This window comes from Bradyrhizobium sp. SMVTL-02, from assembly GCF_051853005.1.
GTDB lineage: Bacteria > Pseudomonadota > Alphaproteobacteria > Rhizobiales > Xanthobacteraceae > Bradyrhizobium.
In genome coordinates this window covers 114,498-131,490 of record NZ_CP182469.1, presented here as the reverse complement: position 1 = coordinate 131,490, position 16,993 = coordinate 114,498, and the positions used below count along the sequence as shown (strand labels likewise).

15 protein-coding genes are annotated in these 16,993 nt (G+C 65.4%); 6 read left to right on the top strand and 9 right to left on the bottom strand.

The window, feature by feature from the left end:
* Positions 1-27: 27 nt before the first annotated feature.
* Complete coding sequence (ftsY, locus tag ACNJYB_RS00550; protein ID WP_439372221.1) at positions 28-972, top strand: signal recognition particle-docking protein FtsY; 945 nt, start codon at positions 28-30, stop codon at positions 970-972.
* Positions 973-1,094: 122 nt separating this feature from the next.
* Entirely contained in the window at positions 1,095-1,697 is a 603-nt protein-coding gene (locus tag ACNJYB_RS00545; RefSeq protein ID WP_439372220.1) for a septation protein A, read from the top strand.
* Positions 1,698-1,797: 100 nt separating this feature from the next.
* On the opposite strand, the gene ACNJYB_RS00540 is transcribed toward ACNJYB_RS00545, so the two are convergent.
* The 5 genes from ACNJYB_RS00540 to ccmA form a co-directional block, all read right to left on the bottom strand.
* Positions 1,798-2,391 (bottom strand): DsbE family thiol:disulfide interchange protein, encoded by a 594-nt coding sequence (locus ACNJYB_RS00540; protein WP_439372219.1) that lies wholly within the window; start codon positions 2,389-2,391, stop codon positions 1,798-1,800.
* Positions 2,388-2,573: a heme exporter protein CcmD gene (ccmD, locus tag ACNJYB_RS00535; RefSeq protein WP_439372218.1), complete on the bottom strand. Its 186-nt coding sequence runs from the start codon at positions 2,571-2,573 to the stop codon at positions 2,388-2,390. The genes ACNJYB_RS00540 and ccmD overlap by 4 nt, the downstream gene beginning before the upstream one ends.
* Positions 2,570-3,355: a heme ABC transporter permease gene (locus ACNJYB_RS00530; RefSeq protein WP_439372217.1), complete on the bottom strand. Its 786-nt coding sequence runs from the start codon at positions 3,353-3,355 to the stop codon at positions 2,570-2,572. Before ACNJYB_RS00530 ends, ccmD begins: the two co-directional genes overlap by 4 nt.
* Positions 3,356-3,446: 91 nt before the next feature.
* Positions 3,447-4,115 carry a heme exporter protein CcmB gene (gene ccmB / locus ACNJYB_RS00525; RefSeq protein ID WP_439372216.1) on the bottom strand — a complete coding sequence of 223 codons (669 nt, stop codon included), beginning with the start codon at positions 4,113-4,115 and terminating at the stop codon, positions 3,447-3,449.
* 265 nt (positions 4,116-4,380) lie between these two features.
* Positions 4,381-4,983 (bottom strand): heme ABC exporter ATP-binding protein CcmA, encoded by a 603-nt coding sequence (gene ccmA / locus ACNJYB_RS00520; RefSeq protein WP_439375766.1) that lies wholly within the window; start codon positions 4,981-4,983, stop codon positions 4,381-4,383.
* A 241-nt stretch (positions 4,984-5,224) separates the two neighbouring features.
* Between ccmA and acnA the strand changes: the two genes are divergently transcribed.
* From acnA to ACNJYB_RS00505, 3 genes are all read left to right on the top strand, one after another.
* Positions 5,225-7,945: an aconitate hydratase AcnA gene (acnA, locus tag ACNJYB_RS00515; RefSeq protein WP_439372215.1), complete on the top strand. Its 2,721-nt coding sequence runs from the start codon at positions 5,225-5,227 to the stop codon at positions 7,943-7,945.
* 232 nt (positions 7,946-8,177) lie between these two features.
* Positions 8,178-8,954, top strand: a complete 777-nt coding sequence (locus tag ACNJYB_RS00510) for a DUF1223 domain-containing protein (RefSeq protein WP_439372214.1) — start codon at positions 8,178-8,180, stop codon at positions 8,952-8,954.
* A gap of 636 nt (positions 8,955-9,590) precedes the next feature.
* Positions 9,591-9,962 carry a DUF2794 domain-containing protein gene (locus ACNJYB_RS00505; RefSeq protein ID WP_439372213.1) on the top strand — a complete coding sequence of 124 codons (372 nt, stop codon included), beginning with the start codon at positions 9,591-9,593 and terminating at the stop codon, positions 9,960-9,962.
* A 17-nt stretch (positions 9,963-9,979) separates the two neighbouring features.
* On the opposite strand, the gene ACNJYB_RS00500 is transcribed toward ACNJYB_RS00505, so the two are convergent.
* The gene (locus ACNJYB_RS00500) at positions 9,980-10,510 is read right to left on the bottom strand and encodes a GNAT family N-acetyltransferase (protein WP_439372212.1); all 531 of its coding nucleotides are present in this window, start codon (positions 10,508-10,510) and stop codon (positions 9,980-9,982) included.
* A 631-nt stretch (positions 10,511-11,141) separates the two neighbouring features.
* On the opposite strand from ACNJYB_RS00500, the gene ltrA reads away from it, so the two are divergent.
* Positions 11,142-12,521, top strand: coding sequence for a group II intron reverse transcriptase/maturase (gene ltrA / locus ACNJYB_RS00495; RefSeq protein WP_439368145.1), 1,380 nt, complete (start codon positions 11,142-11,144; stop codon positions 12,519-12,521).
* Positions 12,522-12,637: 116 nt separating this feature from the next.
* On the opposite strand, the gene ACNJYB_RS00490 is transcribed toward ltrA, so the two are convergent.
* The 3 genes from ACNJYB_RS00490 to ACNJYB_RS00480 form a co-directional block, all read right to left on the bottom strand.
* Positions 12,638-13,429 (bottom strand): Bax inhibitor-1/YccA family protein, encoded by a 792-nt coding sequence (locus ACNJYB_RS00490; RefSeq protein WP_026312126.1) that lies wholly within the window; start codon positions 13,427-13,429, stop codon positions 12,638-12,640.
* A gap of 268 nt (positions 13,430-13,697) precedes the next feature.
* Entirely contained in the window at positions 13,698-16,268 is a 2,571-nt protein-coding gene (locus ACNJYB_RS00485) for an ABC transporter permease (protein WP_439372211.1), read from the bottom strand.
* A complete protein-coding gene (locus ACNJYB_RS00480; protein WP_439372210.1) occupies positions 16,265-16,981 on the bottom strand; it encodes an ABC transporter ATP-binding protein in 717 nt (238 codons plus the stop codon). Before ACNJYB_RS00480 ends, ACNJYB_RS00485 begins: the two co-directional genes overlap by 4 nt.
* Between the last annotated feature and the right edge of the window lie 12 nt (positions 16,982-16,993).

Sequence of the window (16,993 nt, the reverse complement as noted above, 5' to 3'; positions counted from 1 at the left end):
GCGAGCCGGAACGGCTAACACGCCCCCATGAACGATACCACCTCCGACACCCCCAAGCTGAGCTGGTGGCGCCGCCTGTCCAACGGGCTGAAGCGCACCTCGTCCTCGCTCGGGACCGCGGTCGCCGACCTCGTCACCAAGCGCAAGCTCGACCGCGCCATGCTCGACGACATCGAGGACGTGCTGCTGCGCGCCGATCTCGGCACCTCGGTCGCGGTGCGGATCGCGGATGCCGTCGGCGCCGGCCGCTACGACAAGGCAATCTCTGCGGACGAGGTCAAGGACGTCGTCGCAACCGAGGTCGAGAAGGTGCTGGCGCCGGTCGCCAAGCCGCTCGTGATCGATGCGGGCAAGAAGCCTTTCGTGATCCTCGTCGTCGGCGTCAACGGCTCCGGCAAGACCACCACCATCGGCAAGCTCTCGCAAAAATTCGCATCGGAAGGCCGCAAGGTGATGCTGGCCGCCGGCGACACGTTTCGCGCCGCCGCCATCGAGCAGCTCAAGGTCTGGGGTGAGCGCACGAAGACGCCCGTCATCGCCGCCGCGCAGGGCTCGGATTCGGCAAGCCTCGCCTTCAGCGCACTGACTGCGGCGAAAGAGCAGGGCATGGACGTGCTCCTGATCGACACCGCCGGCCGCCTGCAGAACAAGGCCGAGCTGATGAACGAGCTCGAGAAGGTCGTGCGCGTGATCCGCAAGGTGGATGACACTGCGCCGCATGCCGTGCTGCTGGTGCTGGATGCTACTGTCGGCCAGAACGCGCTGTCGCAGGTCGAGGCGTTCCATCGCACCGCCGGGGTCACCGGCCTCGTGATGACCAAGCTCGACGGCACCGCGCGCGGCGGCATCCTGGTGGCGCTCGCGGAGAAATTCAAACTGCCGGTGCATTTCATCGGCGTCGGCGAAGGCGTCGACGATCTCGCGCCGTTCACTGCGCGCGACTTCGCCCGCGCCATCGCCGGAATCGAATAGCGTCATCCTTCGAGACGCCGCTTGCGCGGCTCCTGAGGATGAGGTCGTGCCACACATGAGGTCCGCATCCTGAGGAGACCGCGAAGCGGTCGTCTCGAAGGTTGGGAGAGACGGAAGAGAGAATGGACAAGACCCAGCCGCATCCGCTGTTCAAGCTTGCGACCGAGCTCGGGCCGCTGCTCGTGTTCTTCTTCGTCAATGCGAAGTTCAACTTGTTCGTCGCGACCGGCGCCTTCATGGTCGCGATCGTCGCGGCGATGGCCGCCTCCTACGTCGTGACGCGACACATCCCGATCATGGCGATCGTGACGGGCGTGATCGTGCTGGTGTTCGGCACGCTGACCCTGGTGCTGCACGACGAGACCTTCATCAAGGTCAAGCCGACCATCATCTACGGCCTGTTCGCGGCGATCCTCGGCGGCGGCCTGCTGTTCGGCCGATCCTTCATCGCCGTGATGTTCGACCAGATGTTCAATCTGACGCCGCAGGGCTGGCGCATCCTGACGCTGCGCTGGGCGCTGTTCTTCGCCGGCATGGCGATGCTGAACGAGATCGTCTGGCGCACCCAGAGCACGGATTTCTGGGTGAACTTCAAGGTGTTCGGCGTCACCCTGATCACGATGATCTTCGCCATCGCCCAGATGCCACTGACCAAACGCTACGGGATCGAGCCGGCATCGCTGGAAGCGAGCGAGGCCGAGGCCGGGGACGTAAGGAAGGGCTGACGGTCTCTCAACTCGTCATTGCGAGCGAAGCGAAGCAATCCAGAATCCTTCCGCGGAGACAGTCTGGATTGCTTCGCCGCGCTCGCAATGACGGTCTCGGCTAAGACCCCGCCTTCAGCGCCTTCTCCATCTGCGGCAGCAGCACGGTCCGCAGATTGTCCGGCGTGATCGGCCCGACCAGCTTGTAGACGATCGTGCCCTCGCGCCCGACCACGAACGTCTCCGGCACGCCATAGACGCCCCATTCGATCGAGGCGCGGCCGTTGGCGTCGACGCCGACGCGGCTGAACGGGTTGCCGTAGCGCCCGAGGAAGCGGCGCGCGTTGTCGGCTGCGTCCTTGTAGTTGATGCCGACGAGCTGAAAGCGCTTGTCTTTTGCCAGTTCGGTCAGCAGCGGTGCTTCGTCATGACAGGGCACGCACCAGGACGACCAGACATTGACGAGGCTGACCTTGCCCTTGAAGGCGGCGGGATCGAGCCCCGGCACCTGTGCGCCGTTGTCCTGCAATCCCTCCAACTGCGGCAGCGCGGTCTGCGGCGCCGGCCTGCCGATCAGTGCGGACGGAATCCGCGAGATATCGCCGCTGCCGAGCCGGAACCAGAACAGCAGCGCCAGTCCGATGAACGCGATCAGCGGCAGCACCATCAGGAAGGTGCGGCGCTGCGGCGCGCCGGAGGTCGATTGATCGCTCATGACGCGTCCATCGCCCCGCGGCCAGAGCGGCGGGTGACGCCGCTACGGTCGAGCTCGCGCAGGCGCTGCGTCTGGCTGCGAAAGTCGAGCACGATCCAGCCGATCAGGATCACGATCACGAGGGCCGCAGCGGTATAGGACGCTACGATGAAGGAGGCGTAGGGACCGAGCGACATGATCACGCCGCCCCTTTTGACGCATTTTCCTGACGCGAACCGGTGCCCATTTCGCTCGAAAACGCGACCCGGCTCGCCTGCATCATCTGCAGCGAGCGGACCCGGCGGCGCAAAATCTCGTTGCGCATTGCCGCCAGGTGCAGCGTGACGAACAGCAGCGTGAATCCGATCGCCATCACCAGCAGCGGAACCAGGAAGGACTTGTCGAGCGTCGAGCCGCCCATGCGCATCACCGAAGCCGGCTGGTGCAGCGTGTTCCACCAGTCGACGGAGAACTTGATGATCGGCAGGTTGATCGCGCCGACCAGTGTCAGCACCGCCGCGGCGCGTGCCGCGCGCGAGGGATCGTCGACCGCACGCCACAGCGCCATCAGGCCGAGATACATCAGGAACAGAATCAGCACCGAGGTCAGCCGCGCGTCCCATTCCCAATAGGTGCCCCACATCGGCCGGCCCCACAGCGAGCCCGTCAGCAGCGCGAGGAAGGTGAAGCCGGCGCCGATCGGAGCCGCCGCCTTCGCGGCGACATCGGCGAGCGGATGCCGCCACACCAGCGTGCCGAGGGAAGCGATGCTCATCACGCCCCACACGAACATCGACAGCCACGCATTGGGCACGTGGATGAACATGATCTTCACGGTCGCGCCCTGCTGGTAGTCGTCGGGCGCGTAAGCGGATTGATAGAGGCCGATGGCGAGCAGGATGACGGTCGCACCCGCAAGCCATGGCAACACCCGCGCTGTCAGCGCGAGGAACCGCGTGGGGTTGGCGAGGTCGATCAGCGACATGGTATCGTGATAATCACCGGGGGCTGCTCACGCAATCAGCATGAAAGCGGGCAGCGAAAGTTGATCGGGGTCAAGGTCAGTCCAGTCCAATTCAATCCAGTCCATGCCGCAGGCTCGCGGCCGCCGCGAAGGGGCCGACCACGAGGCTGACCAGCGACAGCGCGCACAGGATCGAGAACGGCGCTCCGAAAGTCATGGGACCGACGATGGCGGCCTGCGAAGCCGCAACGCCGAAGATCAGCACGGGGATCGACAGCGGCAGCACCAACACCGCCATCAACAGCCCGCCGCGATGCAGCGTCACCGCCAGCCCCGCGCCGATCATGCCGGTGAAGGTCAGGGCCGGAGTGCCTACCAGCAGCGTCAGCGCCACCGCGCCGGTCGCGACCATGTCGAGGTTCAGAAGCAGGCCCAGGACGGGGGTTGCGACAATCAGCGGCAGGCCGGCGGCCAGCCAATGCGCCAGCGCCTTGGCGGCACAGGCGAGTTCCAGCGGGGTCCGGCTCATCGTGATCAGGTCGAGCGAGCCGTCCTCATGGTCGGCCATGAACAGCCGGTCCAGGGTGAGCAGGCTCGCCAGCAGCGCGCCGAGCCAGAGGATCGCCGGCCCGAGCCGCGACAGCAGCGCCAGGTCCGGCCCGACCGCGAACGGCATCAGCACCACCACCGTCAGGAAGAACAGCACCCCGATCAGCGCCCCGCCGCCGACGCGGAGCGCGATCCGGATGTCCCGGCGGATCAGGGCGGACAGGGCGGTCATGGGGTGCTCCCAATGACTGGGAAAACATCCGCCGCCAGTTCCGGGCACACTGCGCTCCCCCTGTGGGGGAGGGCAGGGGAGGGGGGTAGCCCCGGGCGAGATGCTTGTCGGCGGCAGGCAGCGAGCAACAGAGCGCTCACTTTCCCGACGCTAGAACCGAGAGGTTTTGCCGCGTGGCACCCCCCTGCCTTTCTCTCCCCCACAAGGGGGGAGGGAAAGGAGAGGCCGGCGCCCGGCCGCTTGGAAAGCTGAGGGTGCCCGAAGTTCACGCCATCCCCCCGATCCGCAGCTCCCGCGAATTGATCCCGAGCGGCGCGTGGGTCGCCGCGATGATCATGCCGCCATGGGCGAGGTGCTCGCGCATCAGGCCGCCGAACATGTCCTGGCCGGCGAGATCCAGCGCCGTGGTCGGCTCGTCCAGCAGCCAGATCCGGCGCCTGATAGTGAGCAGCCGGGCCAGCGAGAGCCGGCGGCGCTGGCCCGCCGACAGGAAGGCCGCGGGCAGATGGGTGGCGTGGTCGAGGCCGACGGCCTCGAGGCTCGCGGCGGCGTCGCCCCGCTCTCCGCCCAGAAAATCAGCCCAGAATGCCAGATTTTCGGCCACGCTCAGCGCCGGCTTCAGCGCGTCGCGGTGGCCGAGATAGTGGCACTGTTCGGGCAACGTCATGTCGGCATCGCCCCCGTCCAGTACGATCGTGCCGCCGGCCGGAGCGAGCAGGCCTGCGATCAGCCGCAGCAGCGAGGACTTGCCCGCGCCATTGCGCCCCATCACCGACACGGCCTCGCCCGAGACGGCATGGAAGTCGAGCCCGGAAAACACCTCGCGCCCGCCGCGCACGCAGGCCACCCCGCGTCCGGACAGCTGCATCTTGGCCTGGTCCAGTCCGCTCAACGCCAGGCCTCAGGAAATCTTGGGGTAGCGCATGGGAATTTTTGGCTCAGCAATTGCTGCGGCACGATTGTGGCTGTGGCGGTGCGGTTAGAAAGCTTCTATAAGCCCGGAACTACTTGATGCAGCAACTCAACCTGTTCCTGCAAGCGACCCAGCCTGCTACGCTGACGGTGTTAAAATACCCTGCCGGGTATAACTAACAATTGGGATTTCCTACATGACCTCGCTCGACAGCTTCAAATGCAAAAAGACCCTCAAGGTCGGCGCCAAGACCTATGTCTATTACAGCCTGCCCACGGCCGAGAAGAATGGTCTGAAGGGAATTTCGAAACTCCCATATTCGATGAAGGTCCTGCTCGAGAACCTGCTGCGCAACGAGGACGGCCGCTCGGTCAAGAAGGAAGACATCGTCGCGGTGTCGAAGTGGCTGCGGAAGAAGTCGCTGGAGCATGAGATCGCCTTCCGCCCCGCCCGCGTGCTGATGCAGGATTTTACCGGCGTTCCGGCCGTCGTCGACCTGGCTGCAATGCGAAACGCCATGCAGAAGCTCGGCGGCGAGCCTGAGAAGATCAATCCGCTGGTGCCGGTCGATCTCGTCATCGACCACTCCGTGATCGTGAACTTCTTCGGCGACAACAAGGCCTTCGCCAAGAACGTCACCGAGGAATACAAGCAGAACCAAGAGCGCTACGAGTTCCTGAAGTGGGGCCAGAAGGCGTTCTCGAACTTCTCCGTCGTCCCGCCGGGCACCGGCATCTGCCACCAGGTCAATCTCGAATATCTCTCCCAGACGGTCTGGACCAAGAAGGAGAAGATGACGGTCGGCAAGAAGACCGGCACCTTCGAGGTCGCCTATCCCGACTCGCTGGTCGGCACCGACTCCCACACCACCATGGTCAATGGTCTCGCCGTGCTCGGCTGGGGCGTCGGCGGCATCGAGGCGGAAGCCTGCATGCTCGGCCAGCCGCTGTCGATGCTGCTGCCCAACGTCGTCGGCTTCAAGCTGAAGGGCGCGATGAAGGAAGGCGTCACCGCCACCGACCTCGTGCTGACCGTCACGCAGATGCTGCGCAAGCTCGGCGTCGTCGGCAAATTCGTCGAGTTCTTCGGTCCGGGCCTCGACAACCTCTCCGTTGCCGACAAGGCGACCATCGCCAACATGGCGCCCGAATATGGCGCGACCTGCGGCTTCTTCCCGGTCGACGCCGCCGCGATCGACTACCTCAAGACCTCCGGCCGCGCCGCGCCGCGCGTTGCGCTGGTGCAGGCCTATGCCAAGGCGCAAGGGCTCTTCCGCACCGCCAAGTCTCCCGATCCGGTGTTCACGGAGACCCTGACCCTCGACCTCGCCGACGTCGTACCGTCGATGGCCGGTCCGAAGCGTCCCGAGGGCCGCATCGCGCTGCCGTCGGTCGCGGAAGGTTTTTCGCTCGCGCTCGGCACCGAGTACAAGAAGGCCGAGGAGCCCACGAAGCGCTTCCCCGTCGAGGGCAAGGACTTCGAGATCGGCCATGGCGACGTCGTGATCGCGGCCATCACCTCCTGCACCAACACCTCGAACCCGAGCGTGCTGATCGGCGCCGGACTTTTGGCGCGCAACGCCGCCGCCAAGGGCCTCAAGGCCAAGCCGTGGGTCAAGACCTCGCTCGCTCCGGGCAGCCAGGTCGTCGCGGGCTATCTCGCCGATTCCGGCCTGCAGAAGGATCTCGACAAGGTCGGCTTCAACCTGGTCGGCTTCGGCTGCACCACGTGCATCGGCAATTCCGGTCCGCTACCGGAGGAGATCTCGAAGTCGATCAACGACAACGGCATCGTCGCCGCCGCCGTGCTCTCCGGTAACCGCAACTTCGAAGGCCGCGTCTCGCCGGACGTGCAGGCGAACTATCTGGCCTCGCCGCCGCTGGTCGTCGCCCACGCGCTCGCCGGCAGCGTCACCAAGAACCTCGCCGTCGAGCCGATCGGCGAAGGCAAGGACGGCAAGCCGGTGTACCTGAAGGACATCTGGCCGACCACGAAGGAGATCAACGCCTTCATGAAGAAGTTCGTGACCTCGGCGATCTTCAAGAAGAAGTATGCCGACGTGTTCAAGGGCGACGCCAACTGGCGCAAGATCAAGACGGTCGAGAGCGAGACCTATCGCTGGAACATGTCTTCGACCTACGTGCAGAACCCGCCCTATTTCGAAGGCATGAAGAAGGAGCCGGAGCCGGTCACCGACATCGTCGAGGCGCGCATCCTTGCCCTGTTCGGCGACAAGATCACCACCGACCACATCTCGCCGGCCGGTTCGATCAAGCTCACCTCGCCCGCGGGCAAATATCTCAGCGAGCACCAGGTGCGTCCGGCCGACTTCAACCAGTACGGCACGCGTCGCGGCAACCATGAAGTCATGATGCGCGGCACCTTCGCCAACATCCGCATCAAGAACTTCATGCTCAAGGGTGCGGATGGAAATATCCCCGAGGGCGGTCTCACCAAGCACTGGCCCGACGGCGAGCAGATGTCGATCTACGACGCCGCGATGAAGTACCAGCAGGAGCAGGTGCCGCTGGTGGTGTTCGCCGGCGCCGAATACGGCAACGGCTCCTCGCGCGACTGGGCCGCGAAGGGCACCCGTCTGCTCGGCGTCCGCGCCGTGATCTGCCAGAGCTTCGAGCGCATCCATCGCTCCAACCTGGTCGGCATGGGCGTGCTGCCGCTGACCTTCGAGGAAGGCACCTCCTGGCAGTCGCTCGGCCTGAAGGGCGACGAGAAGGTCACGCTGCGCGGCCTCGTCGGCGACCTCAAGCCGCGCCAGAAGCTGACGGCGGAAATCGTCTCCGGAGACGGTTCGTTGCAGCGCGTTTCGCTGCTCTGCCGCATCGATACGCTGGACGAGCTCGACTATTACCGGAACGGCGGCATCCTGCACTACGTGCTGCGCAAGCTCGCGGCTTAAGCGCGAATTTGTGAACGGTGGCTCACTGCGACGTGAGTAGAAGGTTAAACGAAGGCGGCCTATCACAAGGCCGCCTTCGCGCGTTTGCGGCATGCTTTGGATGGGCCCATCCGGCGGAAAATCGGCTCGGCACGGTTTCCTGGGTGGTTGAGCAGGTCGCGCCCGTAAGACTACGGTGACCATCATTCGATAAGATTCCCCCTCCCACGAGCTTTGGTGTGCGGCGTTCGACATGACAACAATGACGGCTTCTCATCTGATTTCACGTTGGTCCGGTGCCCTCTGGTCGGGAGCACTCGGTATCTGTGCGATCGTCGCCGTCATCCGTCCCGCTCACGCCGATCCGCGCGCCGTCGTCGAATTGTTTACCTCGCAGGGCTGCTCGTCCTGCCCGCCCGCGGACAAGATCATCGGCGATCTCTCCAGCGACCCCTCGATCATCGCGCTGAGCATGCCGATCGATTATTGGGACTATCTCGGCTGGAAGGACACGCTGGCCGATTCGCGTTTCTCTGCGCGGCAGCGAGCCTATTCACGCATGCGCGGTGACCGCGAGGTCTACACGCCGCAGGTCGTCGTCAACGGCTCCACGCATGTCATCGGCAGCGATCGCGCCGGCATCGAGAGCGCGATCGGCAAGTCCGAAAAGGGCTCCGGCGTGATGAGCGTTCCGGTTACGATGTCGCTCGCAGGCAAGCAGATCAACGTGTCGGTAGCCGAAAGCAAGGAGCCGGCGGTCTCGCACGGCGAGGTCTGGATCTGCTCGATCTCCAAGTCGGTGCCGATCGCGATCAGCCGCGGCGAAAATCGCGGGCAGCAGATCACCTACCACAACGTGGTGCGCAACCTGCTCAAGGTAGGCGACTGGAACGGCCGTCCGGAAAGCTGGACCGTGCCGATCGAGAACCTCACGCGTGACGGCGTCGACGGCGCGGTGGTCTACGTCCAGGACGGCAGCCGCGAAAGGCCGGGCCCGATGCTCGGCGCGGCGTACACGTCGCTGCACTGATTCGAATTCCTCTCTCTCGTTCTCGAGCGTCGCACTCGTTCGCTCCTCATGGTGAGGAGCGCGCCCTTGCGCGCGTCTCAAACCATGAAGGGCGGCGCTGATGCAGCGGGGGGCCTCGATCCTTCGAGACGCCGCGCGAATGGCGCGGCTCCTCAGGATGAGGGGGGAGAGTCTTTCCGCTGATGTCTGGAGAGAGGGGGCGAGCCGCAAACATCCCGACACAAACAAAAAAGGACCAACTTGCGTTGGCCCTCCTTGTCGCGCGTACAGACCCGATCCTGTTCGACCCCGGGGGGCTGGGGGCTGAGGAATCCAGAACCGAAAGGACCGGGTCAACGCACATCAGCCTTTTCGCAATGCAGGGCGGCGGGCGCTGGGCGGAAAAGCGGCGAGACTAAGATTCTTGCGCACGATCCCGTGACGGTTCGTCCCGACGGAGTTCCACTCCTGCGTGTGGTGCAATTCCGCCGGTTGAGCCCCGAAACCCTCTGGAAACTCTTCGGATTTTGTCCCCGAGTTCCATCGAGAGCCCTTGCGAAGGACAGCGGTTGGCGCGATCATGCAACTGTCATGATCCGCGGTTCCGGGGACGATTTTCGCGGACGTGGTCATGTTGTGCGAGGAGGAGGCGCTCCCATGAGCCTGATGCCGGAGGATGCCGATCCGAGCGGGCAGCGTGCGGCGGCGCGTCCCGCCGCTGCGAACGCGCAGTCGAGCCGGGTGACCTTCAACCGACTCGAGCTGCATCGTATTCTCAATCTCTATGGCCGCATGGTTGCCGACGGCGAGTGGCGCGACTACGCCATCGACTTCCTCAGGGATCGCGCGGTGTTCTCGGTCTATCGCCGCGCCTCGGAAGTGCCGATCTATCGCATCGAGAAGGACCCGCGCCTGGCGCGCAAGCAGGGCATGTACAGCGTGATCTCGGCCACGGGCCTGATCCTGCGCCGCGGCCACGAGCTCGAGCGCGTGCTGCTGGTGATCGATCGCAAGCTGGCGGTGGTGTAGCGGCCTACGGGACTACCCTACTTCCCCGGCACCGTCTTCGCGCCCTCGCCGAGGTCGCGCTGCATCATCACGGTGTCCAGCCAGCGCCCGAATTTCAGCCCGACATTGGGATGCGTGCCGATCATCTTGAAGCCGCCCCTGGTGTGCACGCCGATCGAGCCCGCATTGGCGGAATCGCCGATCACCGCGATCATCTGGCGGAAACCGCGCGCCTCGCATTCGGTGATCAGCCGCTCCAGCAGCTTTGACCCGACGCCACGGCGGTGGAAGGAGGGATCGAGATAGATCGAGTTCTCCACGGTGAAGCGATAGGCCGGCCGTGGCCGGTAGGCGCCGGCATAGGCATAGCCGGCCACGCGCCCGTCGAGGATCGCGACGAAATAGGGATAGCCGCCATCGACCAGTGCGCGGTAACGGCGCGTCATCTCGGCAAGGTCGGGCGAGTCCAGCTCGAACGTCGCCGTGCCCTCGCGGACGGCCTGCTGGTAGATGGCGGTGATGGCGGGGAGGTCGGCCTCGGTCGTGGGCCTGATTTCAGGTGCGGACATGGGGCGGGAGGATAGAGCCTTCGTCCGACTGCTGGAAGGGGCAACAGTGCCTCCAACTCGTCATTGCGAGCGCAGCGAAGCAATCCGGAAATGCATCCGCGGAGAGACTCTGGATTGCTTGTGCGCCAGGCAAGCTGGCGTGGTCCAACCGGTGGAAGTCCGGTCCGGGTAAGCGGTAGCGAGCGCCCGGTAGTGAGTGTTGCGTGGCCGTCGGCAACGGCGGCTGCGAAGCGTACACAACGATGCTGTGGGGTGGGCTATTGAGCCGCGAAAGACAGAAACTCGCAGAGGCCGAGCCGGTAAGCAACGTCGAAGGCAACATGTGCGGCGCCGTTATGCGAGGCGCTGACGCTCTGCCGTGGTCGAAGACCCCATCACGCAGCAAAGGACCGCGTCGGAACCTGGGAGGTCCCGCATCTGACCGATGGCAACATGCCCCCAAGGTCCGCATCGGGAAGGCGAGGAGCCAAAGCCGATGACGAACGGATGCGGGAAGTCGGACGCGGCCGTAGTAGCGTCGAAGCCTGCGAACGAAGCGGAGCGATCCGCGGAGGAGTTGGTGGAGCGAAGGGCCGCGACCAAGGGGAATGCGGACCAGCAAAGCACGCCCCGGACGCCGAGCCGGACAAGCGTGACACAGGCGTTGGAACGCATACGGCGAACTGCAAGGGAAAGGAAGAAGGAGAGGTTCACTGCGCTGCTTCACCACATCACGCCTGAACTGCTCGAGGCGGAGTTCTTCGCGCTGAAGAAGCATGCCGCGCCGGGTGTGGACGGAATGATGTGGCGGGACTACGAGCAAGACCTCAAGGCCAATCTTGAGGACCTGCATGCTCGTGTTCACCGGGGAGCGTACCGGCCGCAGCCGTCGCGGCGGGTCCATATCCCGAAGCAGGATGGGCGGCAGCGACCGCTGGCGATTGCGTCCCTCGAGGACAAGATCGTTCAGCGGGCAACCGCTACGGTGCTCAACGCGATCTACGAGGAGGACTTCCTCGGGTTCTCGTATGGGTTCCGGCCCGGGCGCAGCGCGCACGATGCGATGGATGCGCTGCTGGTCGGAATCGAGAGCCGGCGGGTGAACTTCATTGTTGACGCCGATATCCGCTCGTTCTTCGACATGGTGGACCAGGAATGGCTCATCCGCTTCGTCGAACATCGGACCGGCGACCAGCGTATCATCCGTCTGATCCGCAAATGGCTCAAGGCGGGTGTTCTCGAAGAAGGAACGGTCAGGGTCAGCGAACAGGGGACGGCACAAGGGGCGGTGATCTCGCCGCTGCTTGCCAACATCTACCTGCACTATGCCCTCGATCTGTGGGCCGAACGCTTCAGACGGCGCGAGGCCGCGGGTGACATGATCATCGTGCGCTACGCTGACGACTTCATCGTCGGCTTCGAGCATGAGAATGAGGCCCGGCACTTCCTCGAAGAATTGCGCAAACGGCTGCAGGAGTTCGCGCTGTCACTGCACCCTGAGAAAACCCGGCTGATCGAGTTCGGACGTCATGCGGAGGACAACCGCAGGCGGCGCGGGCTCGGCAAGCCGGAGACCTTCAACTTCCTCGGCTTCACCTTCATCTGCAGCCGATCCAAGCAAGGCAAGTTCCAGATCAGGCGCAAGTCTCGCAAAGACCGCATGCGGGCGAAACTGCAAGCCGTGAAGCAGGGAATGCGACGGCGTATGCACCAGTCGGTGCTCGAACAGGGCAAATGGCTGCGGCAGGTCGTTACCGGGTACTTCAACTACCACGCGGTACCGACCAACAGCCGAGCGCTCAGCGCCTTCCGCTACTTCGTCACCGAACAATGGAGGCGGATGCTTCGGCGCCGCAGCCAGATTGACGGGACCACGTGGCAGCGGGTCGCGCGGCTTGCCTCCGACTTGCTCCCCAAGCCACAAATCCTCCATCCTTGGCCCCGAACACGCTTCACCGCTACTCACCCGAGGTGGGAGCCGTATGCGGGAAAGCCGCACGTACGGATCTGTGCGGGGGGCGCCCAGCAATGAGCGTCCCTACCGCGACCGCTGCACTCACAATGACGGTGTTTGTGGCTGCTACCGGGGCGCAAACAAAAACCCCGGCCGCGCGGCCGGGGTTCGTGTCGTTCTCTCGGGTCTATCGCTCAGTCGCGCTGGCCGAGGAGCTGCAGCAGCAGCGTGAACAGGTTGATGAAGTTCAGGTACAGCGACAGTGCGCCGGTGATGGCCGCACGCTCTGCGATGTCACCGCCGGCCGAGGCGTAGCCGTAGATGTAGTCGTTCTTCAGCCGCTGCGTATCCCAGGCGGTGAGGCCCGCGAACACCAGCACGCCGACCACCGACACGATGAACTGCAGCATCGAGCTCGCCAGGAACAGGTTCACCAGGCTCGCGATGATGATGCCGATCAGGCCCATGAACAAAAATGAGCCCATGCCGGTCAGGTCACGCTTGGTGGTGTAGCCGTAGAGGCTGAGCGCACCGAAGGTCGCCGCGGTGATGAAGAACACCCGCACGATCGAGGTGTGGGTGAACACCAGGAAGATCGACGACAGCGAGATGCCCATCAGCGCCGAGAACACCCAGAACAGGATCTGGGCGGTCGAGGGGGCGAGGCGGTTGATGCCCGCGGAGATCACGAACACCATCGCCAGCGGCGCGAGCATGAACAGCCACTTCAGGGGGCTGACGAACATCGCGTAGCCGAACGGCGTCAGGAACAGCTTGCCGACGCGAACGGCGTCCGCCGTCGGGACGTCGGTCACGGCGGCCATGTAGACGCCGAGCGCGGCCAGGCCCGTGATGGCGAGGCCAATGCTCATGTAGTTGTAGATGCGCAGCATATAAGCGCGCAGGCCGGCATCGACCGTCGCGGCGTCGACACGCCCGGCGGCCCTGCCGAAGGGAGAAGCGTAGTTACGGTCTAGGTCGGACATGGTCGAATTCCCGTTGGTTGGCCGGTCCGGCATGAGGGTCGCCATGCCGCCGGTTCGTCAAACTCTATCTCGGATACCGCTGCCTGCCGACTAAATTTTGGCTAACAATGGGGCTCCGAACCCATTCGATATGTGGGAAACTAACACATCCGCTGCAACCGTCCACGCGCGGCTGAATGTCGCCCTTGGCTGCAATCCCGACGGGCGGACGTGGTTAATCGCAGGAATCGTGCGATTTCGCACCCGCGCGGCCGCCCGCTACCATTTGTCACAAATTTCGCAACACCGTGGCGGGCTTTTTGTTCAACGCCAGCAGCGTGCCGGCCAGCCCGAGCCCGACCGTGACGACCAGGGCGGCCGCCACCACGCCGGCCGCGCTGCCGGCCTGCCAGACGAAGCTGAGCGTCATCAGCCGCGTCACGATCATCCAGGCCGCGATGCTGCCGGCGATCACGCCGAACACCGCCGTGGCGAGCCCGATCAGGAGGTATTCGAGCGCATAGGCGCCGAGCAGCCGCAGCCGGGTCGCGCCCAGGGTCTTCAGGATTACCGCATCGTAGACCCGGTGACGGTGGCCGGCGGCGAGCGCCCCGCCCAGCACCAGGATCGCCGAGATCAGGGTCACGGCGCTGGCGCCGCGGATCGCCAGGGCCAGATTGGTCACGACCGAGCCGACCGTCTCCATCACCTCGCGCACGCGCACGCTCGTCACCATGGGGTAGGCGTCGGCCACCTGCTTGATGATCTTGCCGTCGCCGGCGGCGTCGCCGCCCGCCTCGGTCAGCGTCGCGATGTGGGTGTGGGGTGCGCCCCTGAAGGCGTTGGGCGAGAACACCAGGACGAAATTGATGCCCATCCCCTGCCAGTCGATGTTGCGCAGATTGCTGATCTTCGCCGGGATGTCGCGGCCGAGCACGTTGACCACGACCTCGTCGCCGAGCTTGAGGCCGAGCCCGTCGGCGATCTTCTTCTCCATCGAGACCAGCGGCGGGCCGGAATAGTCCGCGCTCCACCACTCGCCTTCGACCACCTTGGAGCCCTTCGGCATCTCGGCCGTATAGGTCAGGCCGCGGTCGCTCTGCAGGACCCATTCGGAATCGGTGGTGGGCTTGAGCTCCTCGGCCCGCACGCCGCGCGCGGCGACGATGCGCCCGCGCAGCATCGGCACGTCCTCGACCTTCGCGCCAGGGGCGATCTGGCGCAGATAGCCGTCGAACCGCTCGGCCTGCGTGCTCGGGATGTCGATGAAGAAGAACGACGGCGCCCGGTCGGGCAGCGCCGCGAGGAACTGCCGGCGCAGATTGCCGTCGATCTGGGTGATGGTGACGAGCACGGCGAGCCCGAGACCCAGCGACAGCACCACCGAGGGCGTCAGCGCGCCCGGCCGGTGGATGTTGGCGATCGCAAGCCGCAGCATCGGCAGCCGCGTCCGCGGCAGCCGCCGCGTGGTTGTCATCAAGAGGGCGGCGATGCCGCGCAGCAGGGCGAACACGACGACGGAGGAGGCCACGAACACGGCGGCGATGCGCTTGTCGAACGAAAGCCCGATCACGACCGCGACGAGCAGGACGATCACGACGCCCATGAACAGGAGGTAGCTCGCCCGCGGCCGGTGCCATTCGGAGCTGATGGTGTCGCGAAACAGCGCCGCTACCGGCACGTCGTGCACGCGCCCGAGCGGCCACAGGCCGAAGGCGAGCGCGGTGAGCAGGCCGTAGACGAAGGACAGCGCGAGCTCGTCTGCATGCACGGCCGGCACCACCGGCAGCGGCAGCAGCTTGCCGAACAGCCCGACGATGGCGAACGGCATGGCGGCGCCGAGCGTAAGCCCGATCACGGACCCGATCGCGGCCAGCAGGATCACTTGCGCCAGATAGATGCCGAACACGTCACGGCCGGTGGCGCCGACCGCCTTGAAGGCGGCGATCACCTCGAGCTTGCGGTCGATATGGCTCTTCACTGCATTGGCGACGCCGACGCCGCCGACCAGCAGCGCGGCGAGGCCGACCAGCGTCAGGAACTGCGTGAAGCGGTTGATGTTGCGCTCCAGCTGCGGCGAGGCATTGGAGCGGCTGCGGATCTCCCAGCCGGCCTGCGGCGCGGCGTTGCGCGCGTCTGCGATGAAGGCCTCGGTGGCGCGCTCGCTGTTGGCGGTATCGGGCAGCTTCACCCGGTAGACCCAGCGCACCAGGCTGCCGGGCTGGATCAGGCCGGTGGCGCGCAAGGCATCCTCGCTGATCAAAAAGCGCGGGCCGAAGCCGATGCCGCCGGCGAGCTTGTCGGGCTCGGCCTCGACGGTCGAGCGGATCTGGAAGGTCGCAGATCCAATGGTGACGCGGTCGCCGGCCTTGAGCGAGAGGCGTGCCAGCAGAGTCGGATCGGCGGCGGCGCCGAATGCGCCGTCGTGCTCGGCGAGCAGATCGGACATCGCCAGCTGTGGCGCCAGTGTCAACTGCCCCAGCATCGGATAGGTGCCATCGACCGCCTTCATCTCGACCAGCGCCAGCTTGCCGTCGGCCGAGCGCGCCATGCCGCGCAGGGTGGCGGCGGTCGAGACGGCGCCGCGCGAGCGCAGGAACGCGACCTCGTCGGGCTTGGCCTCGCGCTGAAACAGCACGAACGAGACGTCGCCGCCGAGCAGCGTGCGGCCCTCGCGGGCGAGGCCGTCGGACAGGCTCGCCGAGACGGAGCCGACGCCGGCGATCGCCATCACGCCGAGCGCGATGCAGGCGATGAAGACGTAGAAGCCGCGCAGGCCCCCGCGCAATTCGCGCAGCGCATAGCGCAGCGACAGTGCGACGGCGTTCGGCTTCGCGAACGGTTCGGCAGCAGCGCTCATGCGGGCGCGGACTGCGTGTCGATGCGCCCGGAGCGCAGACGGATGACGCGATCGCAGCGATGCGCCAGCGAGGAATCGTGCGTCACCAGCACCAAGGTCATGCCGCGCTCGGCATGCTTGGTGAAGAGCAGGTCGACGATCTGCTTTCCGGTGGCTTCATCGAGATTGCCGGTCGGCTCGTCCGCGACCAGGATGGCGGGATCCGGCGCCAGCGCGCGCGCGAGCGCGACGCGCTGCTGCTCGCCGCCGGAGAGCTGGCTCGGATAATGATGCAGGCGATCCCCGAGGCCGACCGATTGCAGCTCCTCCGCCGCGCGCTTGCCGGCGTCCGGATTGCCGGCGAGCTCGAGCGGCACGGCGACGTTCTCCAGTGCCGTCATGGTCGGGATCAGATGGAACGACTGGAAGACGATGCCGACCTGGCGGCCGCGGAAGCGGGCCAGCGCGTCCTCGTCGAGGGCATTGAAAGGCGTGCCATTGACCACCACCTCTCCGCTATCAGGACGCTCCAGCCCCGCCATCAGCATCAGCAGCGTGGATTTGCCCGACCCTGACGGGCCGATCAGACCGATCGTCTCGCCCGAGGCGACGCGCAGGCTGATATCCTTGAGGATGTGAACGCGCGCCGCGCCCGTGCCCAATGAGAGATTGACGTTGGAGATGGCGATGGTGTCCATCGCGGTCGTGGCGAGCGAAGAGGAATAGGTGTCCATGGTCCGGTCATA